Annotated in this window: 18 protein-coding genes and 2 pseudogenes; 8 read left to right on the plus strand and 12 right to left on the minus strand. The window is 65.9% G+C overall.

Annotation, left to right across the window (positions count from 1 at the left end):
• Window positions 1-199 precede the first annotated feature (199 nt).
• Window positions 200-673 (plus strand): annotated as a pseudogene (locus tag QRO95_RS06485) (ATP-binding protein); the annotation flags it as partial.
• Between the two features lie 124 nt (window positions 674-797).
• On the opposite strand, the gene QRO95_RS06490 reads toward QRO95_RS06485, so the two are convergent.
• The 3 genes from QRO95_RS06490 to yidA form a co-directional block, all read right to left on the minus strand.
• The gene (locus QRO95_RS06490) at window positions 798-1,184 is read right to left on the minus strand and encodes a hypothetical protein (protein ID WP_110714009.1); all 387 of its coding nucleotides are present in this window, start codon (window positions 1,182-1,184) and stop codon (window positions 798-800) included.
• Window positions 1,185-1,303: 119 nt separating this feature from the next.
• Window positions 1,304-3,622, minus strand: a complete 2,319-nt coding sequence (locus QRO95_RS06495) for a TonB-dependent receptor (RefSeq protein WP_285302002.1) — start codon at window positions 3,620-3,622, stop codon at window positions 1,304-1,306.
• 418 nt (window positions 3,623-4,040) lie between these two features.
• Complete coding sequence (gene yidA, locus QRO95_RS06500) at window positions 4,041-4,874, minus strand: sugar-phosphatase (RefSeq protein ID WP_285302004.1); 834 nt, start codon at window positions 4,872-4,874, stop codon at window positions 4,041-4,043.
• Window positions 4,875-5,023: 149 nt separating this feature from the next.
• Here yidA and QRO95_RS06505 point away from each other — a divergent pair, with 149 nt between their 5' ends.
• Window positions 5,024-5,686 carry an exopolysaccharide biosynthesis protein gene (locus tag QRO95_RS06505; RefSeq protein WP_285302006.1) on the plus strand — a complete coding sequence of 221 codons (663 nt, stop codon included), beginning with the start codon at window positions 5,024-5,026 and terminating at the stop codon, window positions 5,684-5,686.
• Window positions 5,687-5,785: 99 nt separating this feature from the next.
• On the opposite strand, the pseudogene QRO95_RS06510 reads toward QRO95_RS06505, so the two are convergent.
• Window positions 5,786-7,096 (minus strand): annotated as a pseudogene (locus QRO95_RS06510) (PQQ-dependent sugar dehydrogenase).
• A complete protein-coding gene (locus QRO95_RS06515) occupies window positions 7,089-7,529 on the minus strand; it encodes a DUF2231 domain-containing protein (protein WP_049400823.1) in 441 nt (146 codons plus the stop codon). Before QRO95_RS06515 ends, QRO95_RS06510 begins: the two are co-directional and overlap by 8 nt.
• A 309-nt stretch (window positions 7,530-7,838) precedes the next feature.
• Here QRO95_RS06515 and QRO95_RS06520 point away from each other — a divergent pair, with 309 nt between their 5' ends.
• Both QRO95_RS06520 and QRO95_RS06525 read left to right on the plus strand, forming a co-directional pair.
• Window positions 7,839-9,605: a S8 family serine peptidase gene (locus QRO95_RS06520; protein ID WP_110714014.1), complete on the plus strand. Its 1,767-nt coding sequence runs from the start codon at window positions 7,839-7,841 to the stop codon at window positions 9,603-9,605.
• Entirely contained in the window at window positions 9,605-10,198 is a 594-nt protein-coding gene (locus QRO95_RS06525; RefSeq protein ID WP_132810952.1) for a S8 family serine peptidase, read from the plus strand. Before QRO95_RS06520 ends, QRO95_RS06525 begins: the two co-directional genes overlap by 1 nt.
• A 142-nt stretch (window positions 10,199-10,340) precedes the next feature.
• Here the strand turns inward: QRO95_RS06525 and QRO95_RS06530 are convergent, their stop codons facing one another.
• From QRO95_RS06530 to cyoA, 5 genes are all read right to left on the minus strand, one after another.
• A complete protein-coding gene (locus QRO95_RS06530) occupies window positions 10,341-11,012 on the minus strand; it encodes an SCO family protein (RefSeq protein WP_132811164.1) in 672 nt (223 codons plus the stop codon).
• Between the two features lie 142 nt (window positions 11,013-11,154).
• Window positions 11,155-11,487 carry a cytochrome o ubiquinol oxidase subunit IV gene (cyoD, locus tag QRO95_RS06535; protein ID WP_285302011.1) on the minus strand — a complete coding sequence of 111 codons (333 nt, stop codon included), beginning with the start codon at window positions 11,485-11,487 and terminating at the stop codon, window positions 11,155-11,157.
• Between the two features lies 1 nt (window position 11,488).
• Window positions 11,489-12,124, minus strand: coding sequence for a cytochrome o ubiquinol oxidase subunit III (cyoC, locus tag QRO95_RS06540; protein ID WP_012512371.1), 636 nt, complete (start codon window positions 12,122-12,124; stop codon window positions 11,489-11,491).
• A complete protein-coding gene (gene cyoB / locus QRO95_RS06545) occupies window positions 12,121-14,097 on the minus strand; it encodes a cytochrome o ubiquinol oxidase subunit I (protein ID WP_006474876.1) in 1,977 nt (658 codons plus the stop codon). Before cyoB ends, cyoC begins: the two co-directional genes overlap by 4 nt.
• Window positions 14,098-14,102: 5 nt before the next feature.
• Window positions 14,103-15,008, minus strand: a complete 906-nt coding sequence (cyoA, locus tag QRO95_RS06550; protein ID WP_049421129.1) for a ubiquinol oxidase subunit II — start codon at window positions 15,006-15,008, stop codon at window positions 14,103-14,105.
• Between the two features lie 182 nt (window positions 15,009-15,190).
• Here cyoA and QRO95_RS06555 point away from each other — a divergent pair, with 182 nt between their 5' ends.
• The 4 genes from QRO95_RS06555 to QRO95_RS06570 are packed head-to-tail and all read left to right on the plus strand — an operon-like array spanning window position 15,191 to window position 19,063.
• Window positions 15,191-16,606 (plus strand): PLP-dependent aminotransferase family protein, encoded by a 1,416-nt coding sequence (locus QRO95_RS06555; protein ID WP_285302015.1) that lies wholly within the window; start codon window positions 15,191-15,193, stop codon window positions 16,604-16,606.
• A 55-nt stretch (window positions 16,607-16,661) separates the two neighbouring features.
• Window positions 16,662-16,940, plus strand: coding sequence for a hypothetical protein (locus QRO95_RS06560; protein ID WP_285302016.1), 279 nt, complete (start codon window positions 16,662-16,664; stop codon window positions 16,938-16,940).
• Entirely contained in the window at window positions 16,940-17,539 is a 600-nt protein-coding gene (locus tag QRO95_RS06565; protein WP_012481503.1) for a DUF6436 domain-containing protein, read from the plus strand. Before QRO95_RS06560 ends, QRO95_RS06565 begins: the two co-directional genes overlap by 1 nt.
• 9 nt (window positions 17,540-17,548) lie before the next feature.
• The gene (locus QRO95_RS06570; RefSeq protein WP_285302017.1) at window positions 17,549-19,063 is read left to right on the plus strand and encodes a PLP-dependent aminotransferase family protein; all 1,515 of its coding nucleotides are present in this window, start codon (window positions 17,549-17,551) and stop codon (window positions 19,061-19,063) included.
• Between the two features lie 87 nt (window positions 19,064-19,150).
• Here QRO95_RS06570 and QRO95_RS06575 read toward each other — a convergent pair whose 3' ends face one another.
• The gene (locus QRO95_RS06575) at window positions 19,151-20,452 is read right to left on the minus strand and encodes an aminotransferase class V-fold PLP-dependent enzyme (RefSeq protein WP_285302019.1); all 1,302 of its coding nucleotides are present in this window, start codon (window positions 20,450-20,452) and stop codon (window positions 19,151-19,153) included.
• Complete coding sequence (locus QRO95_RS06580; protein WP_285302021.1) at window positions 20,452-22,854, minus strand: TonB-dependent siderophore receptor; 2,403 nt, start codon at window positions 22,852-22,854, stop codon at window positions 20,452-20,454. The genes QRO95_RS06575 and QRO95_RS06580 overlap by 1 nt, the downstream gene beginning before the upstream one ends.
• Window positions 22,855-22,906 lie beyond the last annotated feature (52 nt).

Genomic DNA, 22,906 nt, shown 5'->3' on the forward strand with positions numbered 1-22,906 from the left:
ATGTGAAGTCAATCGACGCTACTCCATGCGCCCGACCGATCGCCCTTACCGTGATCCAAAGTCCGTCCGGGCCCGTTTGGACCTCGCCGACACCCTTCTTCTTTCTAGTTGCCATGCAATGTGAGCTACCGTGGTGAGCAGAGCTAATTTGCCGCACCTTATCTTTTTTCCCAAGCACTATTCCTCACAAAACATCTGGATGAACCCCTGCCCGTGTGGCTGGGCCGGTGACCGCAGCAACCGCTGCCTGTGCAGTGACGAGCGCATCAACCGCTATCGCGCGCGGGTATCCGGCCCGTTGCTGGACCGTATCGACCTGCATATCAGCGTGGCGCGCATGGACGCGGTGGAGCTGCGGGAGAGTACGCCGCTGGGTGAGCCCAGTGCTGCGGTACGTGCACGGGTGGAAGCCGCGCACGCCCGGCAGCAGGCGCGTGGCGCGCTCAATGCGCACCTTCCGCCGGCGGCGCTGCGGGCGTGCACGAAGCTGAGCGAGGCCGATCAGGATCTTTTGGAGCAGGCGATTGAGCGTCTGCAACTTTCTGCGCGAGCGATGCACCGGATTCTGCGGGTGGCGCGCACGATTGCGGATCTGGCGGGTTGCGAGGTGATCCAGACGGCGCATCTGGCTGAAGCGATTGGCTATCGGCAGTTGGATCGGGGAAAGCCTTAGAAATGCCGGTCGGGTTGGCTCTTGGTGGAGTCGACCGTTGGTCGACTCGCGTGCGAAGCGCGGCCTTCTGTGAAGTAGATGCAAAGAGCGGTCGACTAACAGTCGACCCCACCAAGGGCAGGCATCACGCAGCGGAATCCACGCGCCCACGCTTCGCCAGCAACGCCACCCGACGGCTGACCAGCGCGTGGAGCTCCGCCAGCTCCGACGCCCGGTCAGCCGTCATGTTCCCGCCGAACAACACCCGGGACAACGCCGCCTCGTCGCTGTCGTCCGGGTGCTGCCACCGGTCCCGGTACACCTTCTGGCACACCAGCCAGGCCAGCCGCAGCCCCCCACCGGGCAACGGGCGGACCACACGCTCGTAGACGTGCCAGAACTGGTACTCGGCCTGCAGGTCGATCACAGGCGCCACGGACAGCGCCTGCCGGGGCCGTCCATGACTCCGTATGCCGAACAACGGTGATCGCGGGTTGTACTGAGCCATGCCGACAGCATGACCCAGCAACATTGTGGGAACCTTGCGTCGCCGCCAGAAAATCCCTGTTGATTGCGCAAGGCGGGTTTGTGGACGGATCTGGGCACCTGCCTGGGGACCGCCAGGTGCATCCACGCATGGCGTGGATCTACTTAGTACGCCATCGAGGTGCTGAACATCAGCTGCCGGGGGGCGCTGCGCTGCAGGGTCTGGTAATCCCCCGAGAACGACGAGCCGGCGATGGTGGCGGTGCCGATGTTGTGGCGGTTGAACAGGTTGCTCACGTCCAGCCGCAGCTCCAGGCCCGGCACGGCGCTGTCCGCACCGAAGCGGTAGGCGGCATAGGTGTTGACCTGCCAGAAGCTCGGCACGCGGATGTCGTTCTCGTAGGTGAAAGGCTGGCGCAGGTAGGAGGTGCTGGTGGCACCGAAGCGCCAGTCACCGAAGTGGGCGGACAGGTCGCTGACCAGCGAGATCTGCGGGTAGCCCGGCTGGGCGTTGCCCTTGATCGGGTACACCGTGTCGCCCACCACGAAATCGCTGTCGTAGTACGAACGGGCCACGGCCACGCCCTGGTAGAACTGCAGGTGGTCGGTCAGGTCGGCGGTGATGCCGAGGTCGGCGCCGATCACGTGCATCTTCGGCATCAGCCGCACCGTGTTGATCTGCGCGAACTGGGTGCCAATGGCCGCCGACAGCAGGCGGTTGCGGATGTCGTTGTAGAACACGTCACCGGTGATCGTCAGCCGGTCGAAGCGATGCGACGCGCCGACGGTCAGATTCCAGTTCTTCTCCGGGCGCAGCGTGCCGGCCACGCGGTCGAACTCTTCCTGGTCGGTGATGGTCCACGCGGAGGCGGTGTAGCCGATGTTGCCGCGCTGCGCCACGCGATAGCCGTTCATGGTATTGGCCAGGTCGATGAAGGCGTCGGTGGATTCGGCCGGGCTCCAGAACAGCGAGACGTGCGGCAGGAAGTTGCTCTTCGCGCGCAGCGTGCCGTTCACTGGGCGATCCTTGGCATCGCCCAGGCCACCACCGCTGGTGCGGAAGTCCACGGCCTTGAAGCCGACACCCAGCTTCAGCGTGTCGTTCAGCACGATGTCGTCCTGCAGGTAGAACTGGCGCGAGCGGGTCACCCAGCTTGATGCGTTGTCGGTTTTGAACGCGGGGCCATACACATCGAACGGACCGGTGGCCTTCAGCGGCGGGCCCTCGCCCAGCAGCGGCTGCTGGTACCACTCGGTCTTGGCCGCGGCCTTGCTCTTCTCCTGCCAGACGCCGGCGGTGAAGGTGTGCGCGCCGGTCTCGAACTGCAGGTTGAGCATGCCGCCCAGCCGATTCACGCGCGGGGTCTGCACCTGTTCGGAGAACGGTGCGCCGTTTGGCGACGGCACGGTCGGGTCGGTCAGCGTGGCCTGGGTGTGGCTGTTGGCGTTGTACAGCTGCACGTTGCCGCTCAGCGCCGGGGTGATCTGGAAGCGGTGGTTGATCGAGGACACGCGATCGCGGGTGATCTGGCCGGTGTCGTACGGAATCAGTTCGGACAGCTCACCGCAGGTGTAGGCGCCGCAGGATTTGTCCGCGTTCTCCGGCGAGGCCACGTACCAGGCCCACGCATAGTCCGGATAGAAGATGTCGGCCTTCCAGCCCAGCTTGCGGATCATGTCGAAGGAGATGTTGTTGTAGCCCCATACCTTGGCCTTGCTGTCGGACAGGAACACGGTGAAGTCACCCCAGGCGACATCCTGCTGCAGCTTCAGGTCGCCGCGCAGGAAGTTCTGGGTGCCCTCGCCCTGGTACTTGTCGGCAGACACACGCTGCAGGTCGACCAGCACTTTCGGGCCATGCTCGCCGAGTTGGCCGCTCTGCCCGGACACGGTGGTGACCAACGTGTTGTTGCTGCCCACGCCCTGTTTCACGCGCAGGCTGGGCGTGTCCTGCAGCTCGCGCAGGCGGTATTCCAGGCTGCCGCCGTTGACGCTGCTGGAGAACACGCTGACCGGTGCGCCACCGGGGCTGACCGTGATCGCGCCGATGCCATCGGGCACGCCCACGTTCACCACGCTGGTGCCGGTGAGCGAGAGGAAGCCGTTGTCGTTCAGTGGCACGCCTTCGAAGGTGATGCCCATTTCATTCATGCGGAAGCCACGCACGAACAGGCTGGTGGCCGAGATATCCAAGCCAAGCCCGTCGGTGGCGGTGTAGCTGGCGCCCGGTACCTGCTTCAGCATGGCCAGGCCGTTGTTGCCGGTGACCATCGCGTCGAGGTCTTCAGCCTTGATGATGTAGCGGTTCGGACCGATCACCTGGGTGGGCGCAACGGCGGCGCCGCGCGGCGTGGCGATGACCTGCAGCGCGTTCAAGGTGGTGGGGGTGTCATGCGCGGCATCGTGCGTTTCTGCGGCATACGCAGGTGCGGTGATGGCCGTGATGATGGCCAGAGCGAGGCGCGTCGTGGGTGGGGTGTTCATGGGCAGATCCAGGTGCAGGGAGAGAGCGGCGCAGGCGCACGCCCAGCACGTTGCAGCACCGGTGTCGGCGCCCTGGCTGGCGGTGCGATTGCGTTGAGGGAGTGACGGCGCGGTGCGCGCCGGTCAGCAGACGAAGGCGATCATCTGCCGTGGGATTCGATGGGGTGATTTCGACGTGCGAAATTCTTGCATCGCAGTGCCGCATTCGCCATTGCGCGGTGGTACAGCGCGGATGGCGATGGGGATGGGTGGGTTATACGTGGGTATAGCCTGGGTCGGCGCTTACCGCCTGCGTGTGCCAACCAAGGTTGGCACCTACCGAGGCGGAAGGGACCCGGTAGAGGCCGACCTTGGTCGGCGCATACGGTGTGCATGCGCCAACCAAGGTTGGCACCTACCAGGGCATAGGGACGCGCGGTTACTGCAGGACGAAACGCTCAATGGCGCGCGCCACGCCTTCGTCTGCATTGCTGGTGGTCTCGAACCGCGCCACCGCCTTCACCGCGTCGATGGCATTGCCCATCGCCACGCTGGTACCGGCGAACTGCAGCATGGTCAGGTCGTTTTCCTGGTCACCGATGGCCATCACGTTGGTGCGGTCGATGCCGAGGTGCTCGGCCAGCTTCTGCAGGCTCGGGCCCTTGCCGGCGCGGCGGTCGAACACTTCCAGGAAGAACGGTGCGCTCTTCAGCACCGCGAAGCGCTCGGTCAGTTCGCTGGGCAGGCGTGCGATGGCGGCATCCAGCACGTCCGGCGCGTCGATCATCATCAGCTTGATGAAGGACATCGACGGGTCCATGTCTTCCACGCGGCGGTACGACAGCGGCATCCGCGAGAGATGCGAGTCGGCCACGGTGTAGTAGCTGATGTCCTGGTTGGGCGTATACATGCGCTGGCTGTCCAGCGCCTGGAAATGCACGCCCACTTCGCGGGCCACCTGCTCGCAGAACAGGAAGTCGTCGAAGCTGAGCGGATACTCGACCACGGTTTCGCGCGTGCCGATACGCTGCACCAGGCCGCCATTGCAGGCGATGCAGTAGTCGTCGTCGCCGGTGATGCCCAGCTCGTGCAGGAACGGTGCCAGGCCGGGAACCGGGCGGCCACTGGTCAGCACGATGTGCACGCCCAGCGCGCGCGCCTGCGCGATCGCCTGCTTGGCCCGCGCGGTAAGCGTGTGGGTGGGATCCAGCAGGGTGCCATCCATGTCGATGGCGACCAGTTCGATGGTCGATTGCCTGCGGCCCATGTCCATTGCGTTCAACTCGTGCGGGGCACGCCAGTTTACCCCCTCATGCCCGGTTCACCTCTTTGCCCACATTGGCCGGGATACTGCGGGAGCCTGTGCGTCCCCCACCGCAGGACGGCCCGCTGACCGCCCTTCCCTGGAGAAACTTGCGACGCATGACCTACCGAGCCCCCGAAACCAATGACAGCGCGCCCCTGGCCGAGCAGATCGAGCAGATGATCGACGAGCTGCCCGGTGAGCAGGTCAGTATCGGCACCCTGCTCAGTGCGCTGGGCGACGAAGGCCTGCTGCTGATCGTGATCCTGCTCTCGGCCATCTTCATCATTCCGGTGTCGATTCCCGGGCTGAGTACGGTGTTTGGTGCCTCGATCCTGCTGATTGGCCTGAGCCGCGTACGCAACCGCCCGCTGTGGGTGCCGCAGAAACTGGCGCGCCGCGAGATCGCCACCGAGAAGCTGAAGGCCAACCTGGGCCGTGCGCTGAAATGGGTGCACCGCATGGAGCGGCTGTCGCGGCCGATGCGGCTGGCGGTGATGGTGCGCTCGAAGAAGATGATGCGCCTGAACAACCTGATGCTGGTGTTCGCAACCCTGCTGCTGATGGCGCCGGCCGGGCCGATTCCGTTCAGCAATACCTTGCCGGCGCTGGCGCTGATGTCCTTTGCGATCGGCTTCATCCAGCGCGATGGTGCCGCGGTGGCGGCCGGTTACGGTTTCGTGGTGGCTACGGTGGTGTATTTCGGCGTGCTGCTGGGTGGCGTGGGGTTTGCTGCCGAGTCTGTGTTCAGCGGGTTGCGCGCTGCGCCTTCGGAAATGTAGAGCCGGGCCCAGGCTCGGCGGCTTATGGCTTTTTGTAGAGTCGAGCCATGCTCGACTGCTGCTGGCAAAAGCAGTCGAGCGTGGCTCGACGCTACACAGCTACTTGGCTGACACTCGCCACACCACGTCGCCCACGTCGTCGGCGACCAGCAGTGCGCCTTCGGCGTCCATCGCCATGCCTACCGGTGCGCCCATCAAGGTCTTCTCGTCCTTCGAAGCGAAACCGCTGACCACGGTCTGCGGCCACCCGGTCGGCTTGCCGTCCTTGAACGGTACGTAGACCACTTCGTAGCCGCTCAATGGTGAGCGATCCCAGCTGCCGTGCTCGCCGATGAAGGCGCCGCCGTGGTACTGCGCCGGCAGTGCCTGGCCGGTGTAGAACAGCAGGCCCAGCGGTGCCACGTGCGAGCCGATGGCGTAGTCCGGCGTGATGGCTTTCGCCACCAGGTCCGGCCGCTGCGGCTGCACGCGCTCGTCCACGTGCTGGCCGTAGTAGCTGTAGGGCCACCCGTAGAAGCCATCTTCCTTCACCGAGGTGAGGTAATCGGGCACCAGATCCGCACCGATTTCATCGCGTTCGTTCGCCACGGCCCACAGCGTGCCGGTGCTCGGCTCCCAGTCCAGTCCGGTCGGGTTGCGGATGCCCGACGCAAAGATGCGGCTGCCACGGGTGGCCACGTCCACTTCCAGCACCACCGCGCGGCGGTACTCAACGGCCAGGCCGTTCTAGGTGATGTTGCTGTTGGAGCCCACGCCCACGTACAGCTTGCTGCCATCGCGGCTGGCCAGCAGTTCCTTGGTCCAGTGGTGATTGATGGTGCTGGGCAGGTCGGTGAACTCACGGCCCTTGTCGGACATGCGGGTTTCACCCGGCACGTAGTGGTACTGCACGATGTTGCCGGTGTTGGCCACGTACAGCGTGTCGCCGATCAGCTGGATGCCGAACGGCGAATGCAGGCCTTCGATGTAGACGTGTTGGGTCCAGGTGTTCGTTCCCGGCGTGCGGCGCAGCAGGGTGACCCGGTTGCCGCCCTTGCCGGCCTTGCCCGAGCGCGCCTTGACCTTGCCGGCGATCCACTGCTTGGGCGTGGTGACCGGTTCTTCGCCGGGGCCATTGCCCTCCACCACCAGCACATCGCCGTTGGGCAGGGTCAGCAGACGCCGCGGATGCAGCAGGTTGGCGGCGATGCGTTCGATCTTCAGGCCTTCGGCCACCGTGGGTGACTGCCCCTCGGCCCAACCCACGCCGCGCGGCACCTGCATCGGCGGCATCAGGAAGTTCTTCGGTGCCGGCAGAGGCGGCTTCGCACCCGACTGGTCGGTGGGGTGGTATTCGGCCTTGCCCGCGCAGGCCGACAGCATCACGGCCAGCGCCAGGGCGCCCACGGTAGGCAGGATGTGCTTAGCCATGACGACCTCCCTGCAGCACCGGCGGCTGCAGTGACAGCAGGATCAGGCCCAGTGCGATCAGGGCCACGGTCAGCGCCGACAGGATCGTGCCCGGCACCGCGACGGCATAGGCATCGCGGCTGTGCACGAAGGCGTTCCAGATGGCCAGCACGACCGCGACCAGGTTGAGGAAGAAGTCGATGCGGTCGATGCGGGTGGCGGTGCCGTTGCGGCGCCAGACCGCGAACAGGTTGATCAGGCGCGGAATGATGGCGATCAGCAGACCGAAGGTGATCAGCCAGGCGGCGGCCTTGCCCCACATCACCTCGGCGCTGTTGAGGTAGATCGCGTCGAAGATCAGCGCGCCGACGAAGAAGCCGAAGGGTATCGGGTTCAGCAGGCTGAACAGCGTGGTGCCAAGGCCGCGATGCGCCTGGGCCAGGGGGTTGACCATCATCGTGCTCCGTGCAGAAGGGTGCACGGGCTGTAGTAGCACAGCGTGATGTGAGGGCGCGCGATGATGCTGGGTAGATCCGCGCCATGCGTGGATACGCGTGCCAACCAAGGTTGGCACCTACCAGATGCGGGCCGCTGCAGTCGTCATTACCCCACGGCATAAGTGTTTGTGACGCAATTGGCACATCTGCAGATTGCTTGTGTGAAGAGGTAGGGGGTTGTTCGTTGTGTCGCGTTTGGCTCGTTGCGATGGGGCAGTTCCGCCCCGCCGTCCTGCCATGCCGATTCACAACAGAAGGATTCGTGTATGAAGCGACACACGCAACGCTCCGCGCCACCGCGCTCCGCGCGCCTGGCCTTGGCCACTGCCCTGGTACTGGGCAGCCTGGCCGTCACCGCCCAGGCCCAGCAGGCCGATCCGCTGGCCGGGCGTCAGTGGCATCTGCTCAACACCGGACAGGCCGTACTGGGCGATACCCTGCCGGTGGCCGGCAACGATCTGAACGTGGATGGCCTGTACCGCAACGGCATCCGCGGCCAGGGCGTCACCATCGCCATCGTCGATGACGGCCTGCAGATCGCCCACCCGGACCTGGCCGCCAACGTCGCGGCGGTCGCCGGCAAGAACTTCGCCAACCAGAGCAACAACCCTTCACCGTCCAATCCCGACCGCGACAATCACGGCACCATGGTCGGCGGCATCGCCGGTGCAGTAGGCGCCAACAACCTGGGCGTGCGCGGCGTCGCCTCGGCCGCCACACTCAAGGGCTTCAACTTCCTGGCGTCCAATGCCCAGGGCAATTCGAATTCCAACATCGAGTACTCGTGGTGGGATGGCGCCGAAGTGGCCGACGTGGGGGTCTTCAACAACAGCTGGGGCTCCAGCCCGGGCAACCCCAACCTGCCGCTGGCCTACAGCCAGAACGACATCGCCGCCTATGAGCAGGCCATGTCCGGCACCCGTGGCGGGCGCGGTGGCATCTACGTGAAGGCCGCTGGCAACAATCACAACAACGGTGCACGCTCGGATGGCACCGACATCTGCTCGGCAGACACCAAGAACCGCAACACGGGTTGCATTCCGGCCGGCCGCGACCCGCGTAACAACCTGTTCAACGTGATCACCGTTGCCGCCGTGCGCGCCGATGGCGTGCGCTCGTCCTACTCGTCCACCGGCTCGGCGCTGTGGGTGTCCGGCTTCGGCGGTGAGAATGGTTGGCAGCGGCAGGTCGTGCCGGGGCAGCTGGCGATCCGCTACGATCCGGCCATCCTCACCACCGATGTCACCGGCTGCGCGCAGGGCAGCAACAAGAACACGAGCCTGCGCAACACTTTGGACGGCGACCAGTCTGCCATCGACAGCACCTGCAACTACACCGGCAAGATGAACGGCACCTCGGCGGCCACGCCGATGGTGTCGGGCGTGGCGGCACTGCTGCTGGAGACCAACCCGAACCTGTCCTACCGCGATGTGAAGTACATCCTGGCCACCACCGCCACCCGCACCGATCCGAACCGGGCAGCGGTGACCCACTCCGACGGCCGCGTGCTGGTGCCGGGCTGGACGGTGAATGCCGCCGGCCGTGCCTACAGCAACTGGTACGGTTTCGGTGTGGTCAATGCAGCACGCGCGGTACAGGTCGCAGAGGACTTCCAGCCGCTGGGTGCACTGGTGGATAGTGGCTGGCGCAACACGACGCGTACCGTGGCCATCGGCAATACCTCGGCGGCCGCGGCGCGCCTGACCTTCCAGCTCGCCAACGGTGCGCGCAACATCGAGAGCGTGCAGCTCGGCTTCCGCGTCAACCACAGCAACACCCGCCAGCTGCAGTTCGTGCTGATCTCGCCCAGTGGCACCCGCAGCGTGGTGCAACCGGCATTCACCGCGATCGGCTCTGGCCTCAACGGTGTGCAGCGCAACTTCACCAACTGGGACCTGCTGTCCAGCAATGCCTTCCTGGATGAGAACGCCACGGGCACCTGGACGCTGGAAGTCACCGACCTGGGGCAGGCCGCGAACGCTGCATCGCGTGGCAACCTCGAATTCTTCAAGATCCGCGTTCTGGGGCACTGATGATGAAGACGACCATTCTGTTGAGCACCCTCGCCCTCGCGGCGATGACCACCACCGCCTGGGCACAGAGCTCGGGCCAGACACCTCCGGCGAAGACCTTGTCGACCGTAGACACGCAGCAGTTGAAGGCGGAGGCCACCGGCCGTTCGTTCAATGTGGGCGGCTCGCGCTTCCAGCTGGCACCGTCGGCAACCGTGCAGCAGGCCAGCGGCGGCCAGTTCAGGATCACCACCGGGGCTGATGCCAGCGCGGCGGCCGTCGGCACCCGCAGCAAGCGGTCCACGGATGCGTCTACCGGTGTGGCCACACGTGCGGATGCCGGTGCCAGCAAGTTTGCGGCCGCTGTCTCCAACGATGGCGCACCGGTCGTGGCGACCTCGCGGGTCAAGGTGTTCTTCACCGATGCGGCTTCGGCTCAGCGTGCGGCCACCGCCACCGGCGGCACCGTGGTGAAGGTATCCAAGGCCTCGGGCCGCGCGATTGTGGAGTACCCGTCGGTGAACGCGGCGCTGGATGCGACCACCAAGCTGCTGTCGACCGCCGGCATCAAGGCGGCCGAGCCGGACGTGGTGCAGTGGGAAGAAACCAAGTAAGGCGTTGAGTGGTGCCCCTGGCCGGTTGGCTCTCCTGGCCGGTCGGGGGATTGGTGTGTGGGGGGTGTGCCGACCAACGGTCGACACCTACCGGGGCAGCGGGCGCGACGAACTGGCGGCATCAGCCGGGCATGGCCCAGGATTACCCGGCAGCGAGCGTGTCGCTTTGCTTGAGGTGGCAGCTGGCCAGCGGGCCGTTGCCGGCGGCCGGATGGCCAGGCTCGAGCAGCAGGCGCTGCACGTCCGAGAACAGCTTGTCCACCGGCATGCCATAGGGCGCGAACAGGCGCAGGCGGCCTTGGCGATCAAACACGTAGCCACCAGCAATGTGGCTCATGGTGTAGGTCTCCGGCACCGGGCCGGGTTCCTTTTCGTAGAACGCCTTGAAGTCGCTGGCCATCGCGGCCAGTTGCGCTTCGTTGCCGACCAGTGCGATCGCCTTGGGGTCGAACGCTTCCACGTAGGTGCGGGCGACTTCGGGCGTGTCGCGTGCGGGATCGACACTGACGAACACTACCTGCAGCTGGTCGGCATCCTTGCCCATCAGGTGCTTGACCTGGCTGAGCTCGACCATGGTGGTCGGGCACACGTCCGGGCAGCTGGTGAAGCCAAAGAACAGATAGGTCACCTGCCCCTGCAGGTCCCTTGGCCCACGCACGGTGCCGTGGCTGTCGGGCATCGACCACTGCTGGCCGAGTTCTTCGCAGGCGATGTCCTTGGAATAGAAGTCCATGCGCGACTGCGCACTGCAGCCGGCCAGCAGGCCGATGGCCAGGCCTGCCAGCAGCGGCAGGCGGAAACGGGGAGAGAACAACGAACGGGTAACAGCAGCAAAGCGCTTCACGGGTACCACCAACGCAGACGCGGGCGGGGTCTCGGTCAGGCCTGCCCGTGGGGGAAAGAGGACGGAGGTGCCGGGGTGATCGCGCGGTCCATGCCGATCACCCCGGCCACGGTCAGTTGATCATCATGTGGTAGTGCATGCTCCAGATGATCCAGACCGACAGTGCGACGACGATGAACAGGATCACCAGGGTGAACACGAAGCTGGCCAGGTTCCAGCCACCTTCGGACTTACGGTCCATGTGCAGGAAATAGACCAGCTGCACCAGGATCTGCGCCACCGCGAAGCCGACCAGCAGGAACAGCGTGAGCGGCCGCGACAGCACCGGGTTCATCACCAGCGCGAACGGCACCACGGTCAGCAGCGCGCACAGCACGAAGCCGATCAGGTAGGACTTGGTGGAGCCGTGCGCTTTGCCGGCGCGCGAGGTTTCGACGTGGGCCATGTCAGAAGGCTCCGATCAGGTAGACGAAGGTGAAGACGCAGATCCACACCAGGTCCAGGAAGTGCCAGAACAGGCTCAGGCACGACACGCGGGTGATGTTGGTCGGGGTCAGGCCGCGGCTGTAGACCTGGTGCATGACCACCGCCATCCAGATCAGGCCGCTGGCCACGTGCAGGCCGTGGGTGGCGACCAGGGCGAAGAACGCCGACAGGTAGGCACTGGTGCTGGGGCCCGCGCCTTCGTGGATCAGGTGCGAGAACTCGTAGATCTCCATGCCGATGAACGAGGCACCGAGCACGAAGGTCACGCCCAGCCAGCGCAGCACTGCCGAGGTGTCGTGACGATGCATCGCCAGCACGGCCTGGCCGTAGGTGATGCTGGAAACCAGCAGCAGGAAGGTCTCGGCCATCACGAACGGCAGCGAGAACAGGTCCTTGCCGGTGGGGCCGCCGGCGTAGGCGGTGCTGAGCACCGCGTACGAGGCGAACAACGAACCGAACAGCACCAGGTCGGACATGAGGTAGACCCACATGCCGAACACCTTCATGCCGCCCTGTTCGTGGCCATGGTCGTGTTCGTGGTGGTCCTCGTGCGCCTGCGTGTCGCTGGCCAGCTCGGGGCGGGTCAACAGGTTCATGCGCGTACCTCCTTCAGCTTGGCAAGGTTGGCCGCTTCGGTGCGCGCCACCTCTTCGGAACTGACGTAGTAGTCCACGTCCTCGTCATAGGACCGCACGATCAGGGTCACGATCATCGCGATGAAGCTGGCCGCGGCCATCCACCAGATGTGCCAGACCAGGGCGAAGCACAACACCAGGATCCAGATGTTGAGGATCAGCGGCACGCCGGTGTTCTTCGGCATGTGGATCGGTGCGTACTTCTTCGGCGGCGGCGGCAGGCCGCGCTTCTTCGCTTCGTGGAAGGCATCCAGCTCATCGGCCTTGGGCACCACGGCGAAGTTGTAGAACGGCGGCGGCGACGGCGTGGCCCATTCCAGCGTGCGCGCATTCCACGGGTCGCCGGTCAGGTCCAGGTTGCGCTTGCGGTCGCGCACGCTCACGTAGATCTGTACCAGCATCAGGATGATGCCCGCGAACACGAACAGTGCACCGATGAAGGCGGCGATCAGGTACGGCGTCCACGCCGGGTTGTCGTACTGGTTCATGCGGCGGGTCATGCCCATGAAGCCGAGCATGTACAGCGGCATGAAGGCCAGGTAGAAACCGATCACCCAGCAGGCGAACGACCACTTGCCCAGGCGCTCGTTGAGGGTGAAGCCGAACACCTTCGGGAACCAGTAGGCGAAGCCGGCCAGGTAGCCGAACAGCGCGCCGCCGATGATGGTGTTGTGGAAGTGCGCGACCAGGAACAGGCTGTTGTGCAGCAGGAAGTCCGCGCCCGGAATGGCCAGCAGCACGCCGGTCATGCCACCGATGGTGAAGGTGACCAGGAAGGCGATGGTCCACAGCATCGGCACGCTGAACTCAACGCGACCGCCGTACATGGTGAACAGCCAGGTGAAGATCTTCACGCCGGTGGGAATGGCGATGATCATCGTCATGATGCCGAAGAAGGCATTGACGCTGGCACCGGAGCCCATGGTGAAGAAGTGGTGCAGCCAGACGATGAACGACAGGATGCCGATCGCCAGGGTGGCGCCCACCATTGACTTGTAGCCGAACAGCTTCTTGCGCGCGAACGTGGCGGTCACTTCAGAGAAGATGCCGAACGCCGGCAGCACCAGGATGTACACCTCTGGATGGCCCCAGGCCCACACCAGGTTCACGTACATCATCGGGTTGCCACCCAACGTGTTGGTGTAGAAGTTGAAGTCCAGGTAGCGGTCCAGGGTGAGCGCACCCAGCGCCACGGTCAGGATCGGGAAGGCGGCGATGATGATCACGCTGGTGACCAGCACGGTCCAGGTGAACACCGGCATCTTCATCAGGGTCATGCCCGGCGCACGCATGCGCAGGATGGTGATGAACAGGTTGACGCCGGTCAGCAAGGTGCCGATGCCCGAAGCCTGCAACGCCCAGATGTAGTAATCAACACCGACCCCTGGACTGAACTCGATGCCCGACAGCGGCGGATAGGCGACCCAGCCGGTCATGGCGAATTCGCCAACGCCCAGCGAGATCATCATCAGCGCAGCGCCGACCACGAAGATCCAGAAGCTGAAGGCGTTGAGGAACGGGAACGCCATGTCGCGCGCGCCGATCTGCAGCGGCACGATGATGTTCATCAGGCCGACCACGAACGGGGTGGCCACGAAGAAGATCATGATCACGCCGTGCGCGGTGAAGATCTGGTCGTAGTGCTCAGGTGGCAGGAAGCCGTCACTGCCCGGGCCAGCCGCGGCCAGCTGGGCGCGCATCATCAGCGCATCGGCAAAGCCACGCACCAGCATGACCAGCGCTACCACCACGTACATGATGCCGATCTTCTTGTGGTCCACGGTGGTGAACCAGTCACGCCACAGCGGGCCCCACAGCTTGAAGTACGTCACCGCGCCAAGCAGCGCGAGGCCACCCAGCACCATGGCCGCCAATGTGACCACGACGATCGGCTCGTGCAGCGGCACGGCCTCCCACGTCAATTTACCCAACATGTTCGTTACTCCTGGGAAACCTGGGCACCGCCGGCAGCGCCCGCCGGGGTCGCAGCAGCGGTGTTCTCACCAACGCCGATGAACTGGTCGATGACCTTCTTGAACAGCAGTGGTTCAACACTGGAGAAGTGCTGCACCGGTGCGTTCTTCGACGGCGCGGCCAGCGCCTTGAACTGCGTGAAGCTGAGGGCGTCCGGCGCGCTGCGCACCTCGGCCACCCAGCGCTCGAACTCTTCATTGCTGCTGGCGGTGGCGATGAACTTCATGTTCGAGAAGCCATGCCCGCTGTAGTTGCCGGACATGCCACGGAACTGGCCGGGCTCGTTGGCGATCAGGTGCAGCTGCGTGCGCATGCCGGCCATCGCGTAGATCTGCCCACCCAGCTGCGGGATGAAGAAGGTGTTCATCGTCGAGTTGGAGGTGATGTTGAACGCCAGCGGGCGGTCGACCGGGAAGTTGAGCTGGTTGACCGTGGCGATGCCCAGGTCCGGATACACGAACACCCACTTCCAGTCGGTGGCGATCACGTCCACGTGCAGCGGCTCACCGGCCACGTCCAGCGGCTTGTAGGGGTCCAGCTCGTGGGTGGACTTCCACACGATCACCGCCAGCACCGCGATGATGATCAGCGGCACGCCCCAGACCACGATCTCCACCTTGGTGGAGTGCGACCAGTCAGGCATGTATTTGGCTTTGGTATTGCCGGCGCGGTAGCGCCAGGCGAACACGAAGGTCAGCACGATGGCCGGTATCACCACGATCAGCATCAGGCCGATGCAGATCAGGATCAGGTCGCGCTGGGCGAGCCCGACCATGCCCTTCGAATCCAGCAGCACCCAGTCACAGCCCGACAGGCCGACGCAGGCCAGGGCGACCAGCGCCAGGCGGATGCGGTTCCAGCAGATATTCATTGGAGGTCAACCCTGTTGAAGAAGCGCGCTTGACCGGCTCGCCTGCGCGCAGCGCCCGGGCATGGAGCGGCTACACTGTGGGTACGAGGTCGCCTACAAGCAGGCGAACCACTCCAATCAAGCCCATACAAGATACATCATTGTATGGACTTGTGCATCTGCACGTATGGAAAAACTGACCGATGACGCCACCTGCCGCCGGCCGCCGCCTGAAACACCCCAATCGCACCTGGGTTCGCCCCTTCCGCGAGGGCGCCGGCCCGCTGTATCTGCAGATTGCCCAGCAGGTGCGCGAGGCGGTGGATGACGGCGTGCTGCGCCCGGGCGACCGCCTGCCGCCGCAGCGCGACCTGGCCCAGCAGGTGGGCGTGGACCTGACCACGGTCACCCGTGCCTTCGCCGAGCTGCGCCAGGCCGGCCTGCTCGACGCCCAGGGCGCGGGCGGCACCTTCATCGCGCTGTCGGCCGGCAACCGCAGCACCTCGGTGGACCTGAGCATGAACATCCCGCCGCTGCTGGGCAGCGCGCCGTTCGCACAGGGCATGGAGGCCGGCTTCCAGCACGTGGGCCAGCAGCTGGGCCAGGGCGAACTGATGAGCTACCACGTCGGCGCCGGCACCCGCGAGGACCGCGCCGCCGCTGTGCAGTGGCTGTCACCGATGCTGGGGACGGTCGGTGCCGACCAGGTAGTGATCTGTCCCGGTGCGCAGACCGCGCTGTGCGCATTGATCCTGGCCAGCACCCAGCCGGGCGAGCTGATCGCCGCCGAACAGCTGACCTACCCGGGCCTACTGGCCGCCGCGCGCGTGCTGCAGCGGGGCGTGGTGCCGGTGGCGATGGACGCCGAGGGCATGCTGCCCGACGCACTGGAAGAGGCCTGCCAGCTGCGTCGCCCGCGCCTGCTGTACCTGGTGCCGACCATCCAGAACCCGACCACGGCGACGATGTCGGCACAGCGTCGGCAGGCGCTGCTGGCGGTCGCCAAGCGCCACGATCTGACCGTGATCGAAGACGATCCCTACTGGTTGCTGGCCGGAAACGCCGCGCCGCCGCTGGCCGCGCACCGCGATGCCGGCTGCCCGGTCTATTACATCTCCACCCTGTCCAAGTGCCTGGCCCCGGGCCTGCGCACCGCCTACCTGGTGGTGCCGGCCGGCGAGCCGATGGAACCGGTGCTGGATGCGCTGCGCGCAATCGCACTGATGCCGACCCAGTCGATGGTGGCGGTGGCCTCGCAGTGGATCCGCAGCGGCCAGGCCCAGGACATGGTGCAGCGCTTCCAGCAGGAACTGCGCGAGCGCCAGGCCATTGCCGCCCGTTACCTGCCGGCCCGTGCCCAGGCGCATCCGGCCGGCCTGCATGTGTGGCTGCCGCTGCCGCCGCGGCTCGACCAGTATCGGTTGATCCAGGCCGCACAGGAGCAGGGGCTGGGCATTGCCAGCTCCGATGCCTTCAGCGTGGAAGAACCGCCGCCGGGCAATGCGATCCGCCTATCGTTGGGCGGCGCAGTCGACCAGGGCGCGCTGGCCGGGGCGCTGGCCAAGCTGAACGAGATCCTGTCCGAGGCCCCCGAGGCACGCCACAACGCCATCGTCTGAACGGGGCGCATGGCGCTTTATCCATACAAGATGATATTTTGTATGCAATGTATGGATGAAGGGACGTGCATCGATGCGCGGCGAGAAACTGAAGTTCCACCTGGTGATGGCCGGGTGCGGCGGCTTTGTGGTGTTGATGCTGGCCGCGCTGGCCTGGGTCTGCCTGCAGCCGCAGACCGTGGATGTGCAGGCCGCCGAACGCCACGCCATCGAGCAGTGCGTGCAGCGCAGCGAGGATCCGTCGCGTAGCGAGATCCAGCGCCGCGCGCAGGCCGATTCCTGCCGCGAGATGCGCAAGCAGTACGTGCACAAGTTCGGCCGGGAAGATTCCTGATGGGCGCAGCCGCGCCGCGTCGCCGCTGGCTGCTGCCGACGATGATCGCCCTCGCCTGCCTGTTCATGGCCGGCGTCGCGGCTGCGCTGTGGCAGTACTTCGGCTACAGCGCGCAGTCCACCTTCACCGAACAGGCCATCGTCTTCGACGATTCGCAGCTGCGCCTGCCGGCCGACCTGGCCGGTGATACCGGCCGCATCCGCGTGGTGCATTTCTGGGACCCGGCCTGCGGCGTGTGCAACCGCGAAACCGGTGCGCACCTGAGCTACCTGATCAGCATGTACCGCCGCGCCGGCATCGACTTCTATGCCATCCGCCGCCCGGGTACGCAGGGCGAGCTGCCCGAGCCACTGCGCAACAAGGTGATCAACCTGCCGACCATCGACGGCATCGAACACATTCCGGCCAGCCCCGCCGTAGCCATCTGGGATCGCCAGGGCCACCTCGCCTACGCAGGACCGTACAGCATCGGCATGGTCTGCAACTCGGCCAACAGCTTCGTCGAACCGCTGCTGGACAGACTGGTGCGCGGCGAGACCGTGCGCCCGAAAGGACTGCTTGCCGTGGGCTGCTACTGCCCCTGGCAGGCCAAGCGCTGAGGACGCGCAATGACATCACTGACGCTGGCCGGCGTGGCCGCCGCAAACAACAACGGCGGTCACCTGTCCGAACCGACCGATGGTTATGGACAGGCTCCCGCCGTTGGAAGCAACGATACGCCCCGACATGCTCCGTACATGCCGCGACCGGATGTCGCAGCCCGCGAATGGGTGCAGGACGTACTCGCGCACAGCGGGCCGATCTACCTGCGCATCGTCAACTCGCTGGAACGCACGGTGCGCCGCGGTGGTCTCGCACCGGGACAGCGCCTGCCTTCGCAGCGCGCGTTGGCACAGCAGCTCGGTATCGACCTGACCACGGTCACCCGCGCCTTCGATGAAGCACGCAAGCGTGGCCTGATCGAAGCGCGTGGACCACAGGGCAGTTTCATCGCACCGCCCAAGGCCGGCTTCGACCAGGTGGTAGACCTGAGCATGAACGTGCCGCCGGTGCCCGACGCCGATGCGCTGGCCGAAACGCTGCGCCGCGGTGCCGCCGCCGTGCTTGCGCGCAGCAACGCACCGAACCTGATGACCTATCACCTGGGCGGCGGTAACCCGACCGACCGCCACGCAGCGGCGCGCTGGCTGCAGTCGATGCTGGGAAAGGTGGACGATGCCTGCCTGCTGCTGACCGAGGGTGCACAGGTGGCGCTGGCGTCGATCCTGGTCAGCCAGGGACGCGACGACGACGCGATCCTGTGCGATGCGCTGGTCTATCCGGGCCTGCTGCAGGCGGCCGCCGCACTGGGTCGGCGCTTGCTGCCGGTGGACAGCGACGAGCACGGCATGTGCCCCGAGGCGCTGGCGCGGTTGGCACGCGAAAGCGGTGCACGGCTGGTCTATCTCAATCCCACCTGCCAGAACCCGACCGCACTGACCCTGCCGCTGCATCGGCGCGAAGCGCTGGCGCGTGTGCTGGAAAGCGAAGGCCTGCTGGCGATCGAAGACGATCCGTACTGGCATCTGGCCGAAGATGCGCCGCTACCGTTGGCAACATTGGCACCGCGTCATGTGTTCTACGTGGCGACGCTGTCGAAGGTGATCAGCCCGGGCCTGCGCACCGCCTTCGTGCGTTGCCCGAGCGCCGCGCATGCCGAGGCGATGACGGCCGCGCTGCGAGCAACGCGGTTGATGGGCCATCCGCTGGTATCGGCGTTGGCCAGCCAGCTGCTGCTGGATGGTTCGGCGCAGTCACTGCTGGCGCAGGTGCGCACCGAGGCGCGCGAGCGCATGCGCATGGCCCGCTACCTGCTGGCGCCATCGCTGCTGCAGCGGGCTGAAGGCCTGCATGCCTGGTGCCGCGTGCCGGCACCGTGGACCGATGCCACCCTGGTGCGCACCGCGCAACTGCAGGGGCTGGCGATTGCACCGTCATCGGCGTTCTGCCCGCCGGGGGTACAGCATCAGAACGGGGTGCGGTTGTCGCTGGGGCTGGCGGCGGACCGTCGGCAGCTGGAAAGTGCGCTGCGGCGGATTGATCGGTTGTTGTTGTCGGATGCGTTGCCGGCGATCGAGCGGTAGGCCTGGTAGTGCCGGCCGCTGGCCGGCGGAAGATTCCCCGGCACGGACGGAATGTGCCAACCAAGGTTGGCACCCACCAAAGCAGAGTCAGGCCAGGGCGGAGAGCGCCTGCACCAGCGCGTCCATCTGCTCCGGCCGGGTGAACACCGACGGTGTCACCCGCACGCACGCGCCGGACTCCAACCCGTCGCGATGAGTAGTGAACACGCGATGCTCATCCAGCAGGCGCTTCTGCAGCGCGATGTTGTCGGCCACGCTGGTACGCCCGCGCAGGCGGAAGCTGGCCAATGCACTCGCCAACGCCGGATCCGGTGAGGACAGCACTTCGATATGTGCCATCTGCCGCGCCGGTACCGTCCAGCGCTCGCGCAGGTAACGCAGGCGCGCCTGCTTGTTGGCTACGCCGATACGCTGGTGCAGGGAAATCGCTTCCGGCAGCGCCAGGTAGGCGGCGAAGTTGACCGTACCGGTATGCACGCGGCTGCCCACGCGGCCGTCGTCGGTCTCCCCCATGTACGGGTCAAGATCGGCCACACGGCCCTTGCGCACGTACATCGCACCGACGCCCACCGGCGCACCGATCCACTTGTGCAGGTTGATGCCGACGAAATCGGCCTTCAGCTGCGGCACCGCGTAGTCGATCTGGCCAAACCCATGCGCGGCATCGACGATCACATCGCTACCGCGCGCTCGCGCGCGTTCGGCGATCTCCGCCACCGGCAGCACCAGCCCATGGCGATGGCTGACCTGGGTCAGCAGCACCAGCTTCAGGCGCGGCAACCGCGCGATTGCGTCCTCATACGCCTGCAGGATCTGCGCGTGGCCCGGCACCGCCGGCAGCGCGATACGCTCGACCTGCACGCCGCGACGCTGCTGCAGCCAGCGCATCGCGCCGATCATGCTGTCGTAGTCGATGTCGGCATACAGCACCTGGTCGCCGGGCTGCAGACGGTTGTAGCCGCCAATCAGGGCCAGCATCGCCTCGGTGGCGCCGCGGGTCAGTACAATCTCGTCGGCACCCACGCCCAGCAGCTCGGCCACCTGCCGCTGCACCGCCATGTACTGCGCCGGAAACTCGCGACGGCCATACCACGCGTTGCCACGGTTCACCTCGGCGGTGTGGCGCTGGTAGCTCGCCAGCGTCTCGCGGCCCATTGCACCCCAGTAGCCGTTCTCCAGGTGGTTCACTTCATCGGTGATATCGAAGTGACTGGCCACGGCGGCCCAGTAGCCTTCATCGCGGGCCAGCACGTCCGGTGCCACGGTCGTTGCGGGAATCTGCATGGGCGCAGCGTAACGCGTGGCAGCCATGGCCGGCAGTGAAGACAGTGCGGCTGCGGCCGGCAGCAGGGTGCCGGCACGCAGCAGGGAGCGGCGCGTGCGGTCCATCAGAAGCTCAACCGGTACTGCGCGTACAGGTTGGCACCATCGGTGTCGTACGGCGCGTTGCGCGAGTAGACCAGGCCACGGCTGGCCTGGAATACCGCCTCATCCGGATAGCGGTCGAGCACGTTGTCGGCACCCGCGCGCAGGCTGTGGTGCTCGTTGATGCGATACCCCACGGCGAGGTCGAGGAAGCTCATCGCGCCGAAGCGCTGGTAGATGTCGCCCACCGCATTGCCGCTGGCGTCGGTCCAGGCACCGTAGTAGCGCATGCGTGCCATCAACGACCAGGCACCGATGTCCCAGCTGCCGGTCAGGCTGCCCTTGTGCTCGGGCAGGCGGTCTTCGAACAGCACGCGCTGGGTTTCGTTGGTGGCCACCGAGGTGCTGCCGTTGTCCACGCGGGTGCGGTTGTAGTTGTAGGCCAGGGTCAGCGTCATGCGACCCGCGCCGAGGTCGCGCAGGTAGTTGCCGACCACGTCCACGCCGGCGGTGGTGGTATCGAAATCGTTGGTGAAGTAGTTCACCGAGGTATAGCCCAGCGGATTGGGAGTACCAGCCGGAATGGCGAAACTGGCCGACTGGCTGAAGCGGTCGGTGAGCTTGATCTGGTAGACATCCACCGAGCCGGACAGGCCCAGGTCGGTGCGCCAGGTCAGGCCCAGCGACGCGGTACGCGATTCCTCCGGCTTCAGCGGCCTGGCACCGAGCAGCTGCGCCAGCGGATCGTTCGGCGACAGACGACCACTGGTGAAGATCTGCAGCGTGCGCGTATCCAGGCCCTGGGTGGTGCTGGTGGTGTTGAGCTGCGCCGGGGTCGGTGCACGGAAGCCAGTGGACACCGTACCGCGCAGGGCTACGTCCGGGGTAATCGCGAAGCGTGCCGACAGTTTGCCGTCCAGCGTGCTGCCAAAACTGGAGAAGTCCTCGTAACGGCTGGCCGCACCGATGCTCCAGCGCTCGCCCAGCGGCACTTCCATATCCACGTAGGCGGCCTTGCTGCGCTGGCTCCACTGCCCGGCCTGGCTGGCCGAGAAGCCCGGCGCGCCGTTGGAATTGGCTTCCAGCCCTGCCGCAGCGCCCGGCCCCACCGCGTACGAAGCCGGATCACCCGCGCGCACCTGGTAGGTCTCCTGGCGGAACTCGCCACCAAAGGCGACGTTGATCGGCTTGGACAGCGCAGCCACATCCCACTCGTAGTTGAAGTCGGCGTTGGCGTTCTTCTCCGTCTGGGTCAGGCGGCCGAGATCGAACGCGGTCGGGCTGGCCGGGCCGAGCGAGGCGTTGATGGAGTTCTTCAGGCTGTAGTCGATGGCATTGCGGCCATACGAGGCGCTGACATCCCAGCGCAGCTTCGGCGTGATCTCGCCACGCAGGCCACCGACCAGCTGCAGGTCGTTCTGGACGTTGCCGTACTGCGGGCTGAAGCCCACCGGATAAATCGAACGCAGGTTCCAGCCGGGGAAGATCGCCGTGGTGCGGTAGGCACCGGTGGTGGTATCCGGATTGCGCCAGTTGAAATCGCTGACGCCATCGCTGTGGCTGTACAGGCCGAACGCATACAGCTCCAGCGTGTCGCTGGCATTGGCCTTCACGTTGAAGCCGACGCGGCGGCTTTCCAGCTCCGGCTGGCCCCAGCGCTGTACCGGGTTGGGCACGTCCAGATCCGGATGCGCGGCCTGGAAGGCGATGGCATCTGGGCGCTGGCGGGTGCGCGAGGTGGCGTCGGAGTTGGACGATTCGGCGAACAACACCAGGCTGCCATAGTCACCCAGCGACCAGCCGGTGCGTGCGCTGAAATCGCGCGAGGCGCCATCGCCCTGCGCGTACTGCGAGTAGCCGGCGGTGATCTCGGTACCGGGGCCATCCTCGAGAATGATGTTGATGACGCCGGCGATGGCGTCCGAGCCGTACTGCGCCGACGCACCATCGCGCAGCACTTCGATGCGCTTGATCGCACTGGTCGGAATCTGTGCCAGATCGGCCGCCTGCGCGCCACGGTTGCCGAGCAGCGCGCTGCGGTGGAAGCGACGACCGTTGACCAGCACCAACGTCTGATCCGGCGACAGGCCACGCAGCGTGGCCGGGCGCACGAACACCTGACCGTCCGCCATCGGCAGGCGCTGCACCACGAACGACGGCACCAGCTGCGCCAGCACGTCCTTCAGGTCGGTGGATTCAACGGACTTGATGTCTTCCTTGGTGAACACGTCCACCGGCGCCAACGTTTCGAACTGGGTGCGGTTGGAGGCGCGGGTGCCAGTGACCAGCATCGCATCGAGCTGGGTGGGCGCCGCACGGCTGCCCGCCGGGGCATCGACCGCATCGGCCTCCGCTGCGATCGCGCCTCCTGCGCTGGCCATGGAAAGGGCGAGGAGGATGGAACGCGAAAGCTTCGAACGATGCACGGCAGGGCTCCGGGAGGACGCGACAGGGCCAGCACCCGCTCGGACACAACAG

It is taken from the genome of Stenotrophomonas maltophilia group sp. Smal13, assembly GCF_030236855.1.
Taxonomy (GTDB): domain Bacteria; phylum Pseudomonadota; class Gammaproteobacteria; order Xanthomonadales; family Xanthomonadaceae; genus Stenotrophomonas; species Stenotrophomonas maltophilia_A.

Coding starts and splice junctions, on each gene's coding strand:
- QRO95_RS06490 (WP_110714009.1), bottom strand. CDS start 1,184: ATGTTGCTGGGTCATGCTGTCGGCATGGCTCAGTACAACCCGCGATCA.
- QRO95_RS06495 (WP_285302002.1), bottom strand. CDS start 3,622: ATGAACACCCCACCCACGACGCGCCTCGCTCTGGCCATCATCACGGCC.
- yidA (WP_285302004.1), bottom strand. CDS start 4,874: ATGGACATGGGCCGCAGGCAATCGACCATCGAACTGGTCGCCATCGAC.
- QRO95_RS06505 (WP_285302006.1), top strand. CDS start 5,024: ATGACCTACCGAGCCCCCGAAACCAATGACAGCGCGCCCCTGGCCGAG.
- QRO95_RS06515 (WP_049400823.1), bottom strand. CDS start 7,529: ATGGTCAACCCCCTGGCCCAGGCGCATCGCGGCCTTGGCACCACGCTG.
- QRO95_RS06520 (WP_110714014.1), top strand. CDS start 7,839: ATGAAGCGACACACGCAACGCTCCGCGCCACCGCGCTCCGCGCGCCTG.
- QRO95_RS06525 (WP_132810952.1), top strand. CDS start 9,605: ATGATGAAGACGACCATTCTGTTGAGCACCCTCGCCCTCGCGGCGATG.
- cyoD (WP_285302011.1), bottom strand. CDS start 11,487: ATGGCCCACGTCGAAACCTCGCGCGCCGGCAAAGCGCACGGCTCCACC.
- cyoC (WP_012512371.1), bottom strand. CDS start 12,124: ATGAACCTGTTGACCCGCCCCGAGCTGGCCAGCGACACGCAGGCGCAC.
- cyoB (WP_006474876.1), bottom strand. CDS start 14,097: ATGTTGGGTAAATTGACGTGGGAGGCCGTGCCGCTGCACGAGCCGATC.
- cyoA (WP_049421129.1), bottom strand. CDS start 15,008: ATGAATATCTGCTGGAACCGCATCCGCCTGGCGCTGGTCGCCCTGGCC.
- QRO95_RS06555 (WP_285302015.1), top strand. CDS start 15,191: ATGACGCCACCTGCCGCCGGCCGCCGCCTGAAACACCCCAATCGCACC.
- QRO95_RS06560 (WP_285302016.1), top strand. CDS start 16,662: ATGAAGGGACGTGCATCGATGCGCGGCGAGAAACTGAAGTTCCACCTG.
- QRO95_RS06565 (WP_012481503.1), top strand. CDS start 16,940: ATGGGCGCAGCCGCGCCGCGTCGCCGCTGGCTGCTGCCGACGATGATC.
- QRO95_RS06570 (WP_285302017.1), top strand. CDS start 17,549: ATGACATCACTGACGCTGGCCGGCGTGGCCGCCGCAAACAACAACGGC.
- QRO95_RS06575 (WP_285302019.1), bottom strand. CDS start 20,452: ATGGACCGCACGCGCCGCTCCCTGCTGCGTGCCGGCACCCTGCTGCCG.